The sequence below is a fragment of the Actinomycetota bacterium genome, from assembly GCA_030774015.1.
Classification (GTDB): Bacteria; Actinomycetota; UBA4738; order UBA4738; family JACQTL01; genus JALYLZ01.
The window spans coordinates 1-5,839 of the sequence record JALYLZ010000022.1 but is presented as its reverse complement, the minus strand read 5'-3'; the positions used below and the strand labels follow the sequence as shown (position 1 = coordinate 5,839).

Sequence of the window (5,839 nt, the reverse complement as noted above, 5' to 3'; positions counted from 1 at the left end):
CCAGACGGCCCCCTCCTCGGGCTCTCGACTGCTGTGCTTCGGGTCAGGCCGTGACCGGCACCCGACCGTGCTGGAAGACCTTGCCCCGGTGCCACGGCGTCCCGATGGCCGGGAGCAGGTAGCGGTCCACGCCATAGTAGCCGGCGTTCCGCCAGGCAAGGACCAGGAACATCTCGACCACCAGGAACAGGGGGTTGACCCCGGCGACCCCGGCGAGGCCGAACGAGACGCTCAGCATGCCGCCGAAGAAGGCCGCGATGCCGGTCAGGGCTCCGATGATGAGCCCGACGCCGATGGCGACCTCACCGATCGCGATCACCGGGGCCATCCATCCGCCGCTGTGCTCCAAGTAGCGCAGGAACGATGCGTACCAGCCGTAGTTCACGGCCGCGTGCTCGGTGCCCGCGCCCTGCAGCGCGAACCCGGCGAACCCCTTCAGCCCGGCCGAGGACCTCAGCCAGGAGTCCGAGGTGTAGGCCCAGTGCCACGAGAAGGTCCCGCCGCCCGTGCCGGTGACCTTCTCCCACCCGGCGTGCAGCCACTGGTATCCGAGCCACACGCGGGCGACGAGCCAGATCCAGGCCCCCGCGGGAGATGCGAAGAGGAACCGTGCGAACTTGGGCTCCTCGAATGTTGCCGTCTGGTTCATGACGCCCTCCTTTCGATACCCCAAACATCCGTCGCGAGGCGTTCGGTGCCTGGGGCCGGAGGACCGTCGCTTGCCGGGACCTTCCGGGACCCGTCGGGACCATGGTCCCGACCGGGCGGGACCTTTGGCCGCCGGCGCGCACGCCAGAACCCTGGAAGGAAGGGGGCGAAGCTGGGATCAGGAGCCGGGGGTGGTGGTGTGGCGGGCCAGGTACGCGGCGGCCTCGGCGCGGCGGGCCACCTCGAGCTTGGACAGGATGCTCGAGACGTAGTTCTTCACCGTCTTCTCCGCCAGGTGGAGGTCCTCGCCGATCTCCCGGTTGGTCCGGCCGTCGGCCACGAGCGTGAGGATGCGCTCCTCCTGGGGTGAGAGCCGGGCCAGCTTCTCGTCCTTCATGAGGTGCTTGCCCCGGCGGAGGCGGTCCAGCACCGCGCTGGTGACGGCGGGATCGAGCAGGCTCTGGCCCTGCCCTACGGCTCGGATGGCCCGGACCAGCTCGCCGCCCTTGACCTGCTTCAGTACGTAGCCGGCGGCCCCGGCCATGATGGAGGCGAACAGGGCCTCGTCGTCGGCGAACGACGTCAGCATCAGCACCTGGGTCTTGGGGCGGCGGGCCCGGATCTCGCGGGTGGCCTCGATGCCGCTGCCGTCGACCAGCCGGACGTCCATGACCACCACGTCGGGACGGGAACGCTCGGCCTCGTCGATGGCTTCGCGGACCGAGCCGGCCTCGGCGGTCACCACGATGTCATCGGTGGCCTGGAGCATGGCCCGGATGCCGCTGCGGACAACCTCGTGGTCGTCCACCAGCATGATCCGAAGGGGTGCTCCCATTGATCTCATGGTCTCATCCGGACGATTCGGGCTCAACCGGGGCGCGCCCATCGTCACGGGACAGCCGAGACCTGTTCGAGCGCCAGGGCCTCCAGGGTCTCGGCGGTCCGGTGCACGAAGTCCTGCACCGTGGCCTCGGCCACCCGGTGCAGGAGGGCCCTGTCCACGAGCTTGCCGGCCGCGCCCAGAGGAGGCACGTACCGCGCCGACAGCGAGACCTGGCTCCTGGTGGGCCCCATCGGCGCGATCTCCAGGTCGCCTTCGAGCTCCGGGAACAACCCCTTGGGCCCGACGGCGCGCCACGACAGTTGCAGGACGGTCTTCGACGGGAACCGTACCGAGGGGCCGACGTCAATCTCGACCTGCTTGTTGATGCGCCGCCCGGGGCGTCCCACCCCGACTTCCGCCAGCAGTCTCTCTCCCCGGGCGTCGGCGTCCGAGGCCAGGCCGGGGACCCAGGTCTGCGGCGACCGCAGGAGGGACTCCTCGGCCAGCCCGAACGGGACCGGGAGATCGGTGAACGCGCGAACGAACATGCCCACCATGATCGGGCCTGCCCCGAGCTACCCTCAGGGCCGTTCGACTCCCGTGCCTCGGGTCTCCCGGCCCATTCGCCTCCGCCCCGGCGACACGGCTACAGGGGCTACGGGGGCTACAGGGGCTACGGGGGCAGCAGGACCCGGACCGTCGTCCCCTCGTCCGGGGCGCTCAGGAGCTCCATCTTCCCGCCCAGGGCCTCGGTCCGGCCGCGCAGGTTGGGAAGCCCCTGGCCCAGGCCGGCGCCGTCCGCTGCCCGTGGATCGAAGCCCCGGCCGTCGTCGTCGATCTCCAGGACCGCGCCGCCCTCCCCCCGATGGAGGCTGACCCGGCACGTGGTGGCCTCGGCGTGCTTGCCCACGTTGGACAGGGCCTCCCGCACCAGCTGGATGACGTCCCCGGCCTTGCCGGTGATCTCCGACGCGACCTCGGGGTCGATGTCCACCACCGTCACCACGCCGGTCCGGTCCTGGAACTCCACCGCCAGATGCCGGATGGCCTGGTCGAGCTGGCGGTCGGCCAGGATGCCCGGCCGGAGGCCGAAGATGTAGTTCCGGAGGTCCCGGATGACCCGGTCGATCTCGGCGACGGCGCCCTCGATGCGGGACTCGAGCTCGGCGTCGCGGACCAGCCCGGCGGTTCCCTGGAGGCCCATGCCCACGGCGAACAGCGCCTGGATGACGCCGTCGTGCAGCTCCTTGGCGATCCGCTCCCGGTCCTCCAGGACGGCCAGGCGGTGTAGCTCCCGCTGGACCCGCGTGTACTCCAGGGCCAGCACGGCCTGGTCGCCGAAGGTGCGGATTACGTCGAGGTCCTCCTGGTCGAAGACCCGGCCGCTCGGGTGGTTCGCGACGAGCAGCGTGCCGAACGTGCGGTCGCGGATGGACAGGGGCACGAACATGGCCGGCCCGATCCGGCCGGTCCGAACGACCGGCTGGAAGATCCTGGGGTCGGCGGAGGCGTCCTCCAGCAGGACCGCCTCCCCGGATCGGATCACCTCGCCGGACACCGAAGCCTCCACGGGGAAGCTCATGCCCCGAAGGGCGTCGGCGCCGTCGCCGTCGGCCACGTGGATCACGAGCGTGTCGCCGTCGTCGGGCGTGGCGATGGTGGAAAGCGCCGCGCCGACCAGCTCGCGGGCCCGGCGGGCGATCAGCTCGAGGACCGCTTCCTGGTCCGTGCCGGCCAGGATCGCCGTCGCCACCTCCCGGACGGCCTCCAGACGCCGTTCCCGCTGCCGGGCCTCCTCGTACAGCCGGGCGTTCTCGATGGCCACGCCGGCCTGGGTCGCCAGGACCACGACGTCCTCCTGGTCCTGCTCGCTGAACTGCTCGGCCCCCTGCTTCTGGGTGAGGTAGATGTTGCCGAAGACGCGGCCCCTGGCCTTCACCGGGGCGCCCAGGAACGACTTCATGGGGGGGTGGTTGGCCGGGAACCCGACCGATCGGGAGTCGTCGTGGATGTCGGCCAGTCGAAGGGGCCTGGCGTCGGCGATCAGGACTCCGAGGATGCCCCGGCCCACGGGGAGGTGCCCGATGGCCGCCCGCTGTCCCTCGCTCACCCCGACGGTCAGAAACTCCCGGATCCGCCCGTCCGGGCCCAGGACGCCGAGTGCCCCGTAGCGTGCCCCGGTGATCTCCACGGCCAGCTCCACGATCCGCTGGAGGACCGCCGGGAGCTCGACCTGGGAGGACAGGGCCAGGCCCGCTTCGAGCAGGGCAGCCTGCCGGTCCCGGGGGTGCCCACGCTCCATGCTCGGAAACGCTACCCAACCGCCCTCCTGCCGGCCAGTCCCGCCACGGGACCGCGATCAGAGCGCGCCGGCCAGCTGTTTCTGGTCGCGCCGTGCGGCGCCGTCGTACGCCTGCGCCACCACCCGCACCACGTTGCTTCGGGTCACGATGCCGCACAGGGCTCCTGTCGCGTCCACCACCGGCAGGCGGTTGACCCGCCCGGCGGACATCAGGGAGGCCCGCGGCGGCGAGCGCCGCCTCCTGGTCCACGGTGAGCGCGCGGTAGCTGCACACGTCGCGGACCAGCACGGCGGTACGAAGGGACAGCTCGTTCAGGGCTCGCTCCCACCGGCGGAAAGGGCCCGACGTCTCGATGTGGGTGCCCGGGAGCGGGAGCCTGCTGAAGACGTCCTGGACAGTCAGGACGCCCAGGACCCGGCCGTCCTCAACCACGGGGGCCCCGCTCACGCCGGAGCTCTCCATGAGACGGACGGCGGTTCCCAGTTCCATGTCGGGGGTGACGTACACGACGGTGGCGGTCATGGCGTTACCCACGGTTCCGAGGATCCGTTCCAGGTGCTTGCGGTCGTCGACCCTGCGAGTTGCCATCGAACTCCTCCTCGTTCGCCTCACAGCCTGTGCGGCTGCCCCGGGAGCGAGCAGGGCTGAACGCCCCGCCTCGGGCGGGCAGGGTGGAGGGCACCCCGCACGTAAACGGCACGTGAACTGGGCTCGATGCGCTTGACACGCTGCCGCCCGTACGTCACTGTCCGCCCCGAACCGATCAATTAGGGTTGGGCAATCACGGGAGCCCCTCGCACAGACGTTCTTGGGCGAGAATCGAGGGGCTTTCGGAGCCTTCGTGCAGAGGGCCGAAAGGGGGAAGGATGTTGCAGCGGAGCATTCGCCGGAGGGCGACCGCAGCGGGGATCGCTGCCTTGTCAGTGCTGGCGTTCCTGATCGCGACGGCCGGACCGGCCGCGGCGGCCACACCGACGCCGCCGTTCAACCAGTGTCCGCCCGTCGGGGTGGACACGAGCTGCAGGATCCTCTTCTACATCAATCCGTCGGGGAGTCTCACCACGTTGGAGGACCTCTCCCAGCCGGCTTACGAGAATTCGGAGGACTCGCTGATCGGGGTCCAGAACGACGGGCCGACTCCCCTGTCGGTCCTGCACCTCAGCGCGCCCGGCGTGGACATCTTCGGCTTCGATGAAGACGGCCTGTGCGACGTTACCCCCCATCCTGCCGGCTGCCCGTTCGGCTCCACCGGCTATGAGGGGCCCGGGGTGACCTTCACCAACATCGGGCCGAACTTCGACAGCGGCGACGTGAACTTCAACCCGCCCATTCCCACGGGTGGAAGCGGGTACTTCAGCCTGGAAGAGGACGTGACCGCGGCGATCTTCGCGTCCGCCGACAAGTCGATCGAGAAGACCGGGTTCCCGGGAGCGTTCGTGGGGAGCCCCATCATCTACAACATCAACGTGGCGAACAACGGTCCGGACACCGACGGCGACGTCGTGGTCACCGATACCCTGCCCGCCGGGGTGTCGTTCCTGTCGGCGACACCCTCCCAGGGAACCTGTACCGAGACGGGGGAGACGGTCACTTGCGACCTGGGGACCATGGCCAACGGGGACACCGCGACCATCCAGGTCGCCGTGCTCGCCGTCACGGCCGGAGTCCTCACCAACCAGGCCTGTGTCTCGGGCGCTGCCTCCGACCCGGACCCGTCGAACGACTGTGCCTCGGTGGACACCGTGGTCATCACCGTCGGTGGCGGCGGTGGGGGCGGTGGCGGCGGTGGCGGGCCCGGCCCCGGCAACTGCACGATGACCGGGAACACCGGCTCCAACGTCATCTTCGGGACCGCGCACCACGACGTGATCTGCGGTCTCGCGGGGAACGACGTCATCCACGCCGGGGCCGGCAACGACAAGGTCTTCGGTGGCAAGGGGAACGACACCCTGTACGGGGGACCGGGCCTGGACAAGCTGTTCGGGGGACCGGGTAAGGACACCTGCTTCCCCGCGGGGCCGAACGGACCCAGCCACCCCTGCTGAGCACGTTCGAGACATAGCTG

General features: G+C 70.4%; 6 protein-coding genes. 1 reads left to right on the top strand and 5 read right to left on the bottom strand.

The window, feature by feature from the left end; translation table 11 throughout:
• Positions 1-43 precede the first annotated feature (43 nt).
• From M3Q23_01370 to M3Q23_01350, 5 genes are all read right to left on the bottom strand, one after another.
• Positions 44-649, bottom strand: a complete 606-nt coding sequence (locus tag M3Q23_01370; protein MDP9340763.1) for a DoxX family membrane protein — start codon at positions 647-649, stop codon at positions 44-46.
• 177 nt (positions 650-826) lie between these two features.
• On the bottom strand, positions 827-1,492 hold the full coding sequence (locus M3Q23_01365; GenBank protein ID MDP9340762.1) for a response regulator transcription factor: 666 nt from the start codon (positions 1,490-1,492) through the stop codon (positions 827-829).
• A 44-nt stretch (positions 1,493-1,536) separates the two neighbouring features.
• A complete protein-coding gene (locus M3Q23_01360; GenBank protein MDP9340761.1) occupies positions 1,537-2,019 on the bottom strand; it encodes a hypothetical protein in 483 nt (160 codons plus the stop codon).
• 125 nt (positions 2,020-2,144) lie between these two features.
• Positions 2,145-3,773 (bottom strand): GAF domain-containing sensor histidine kinase, encoded by a 1,629-nt coding sequence (locus tag M3Q23_01355; GenBank protein MDP9340760.1) that lies wholly within the window; start codon positions 3,771-3,773, stop codon positions 2,145-2,147.
• Between the two features lie 57 nt (positions 3,774-3,830).
• On the bottom strand, positions 3,831-3,983 hold the full coding sequence (locus M3Q23_01350) for a CBS domain-containing protein (protein MDP9340759.1): 153 nt from the start codon (positions 3,981-3,983) through the stop codon (positions 3,831-3,833).
• Between the two features lie 714 nt (positions 3,984-4,697).
• On the opposite strand from M3Q23_01350, the gene M3Q23_01345 reads away from it, so the two are divergent.
• Positions 4,698-5,819: a hypothetical protein gene (locus M3Q23_01345; protein MDP9340758.1), complete on the top strand. Its 1,122-nt coding sequence runs from the start codon at positions 4,698-4,700 to the stop codon at positions 5,817-5,819.
• Positions 5,820-5,839: the final 20 nt, after the last annotated feature.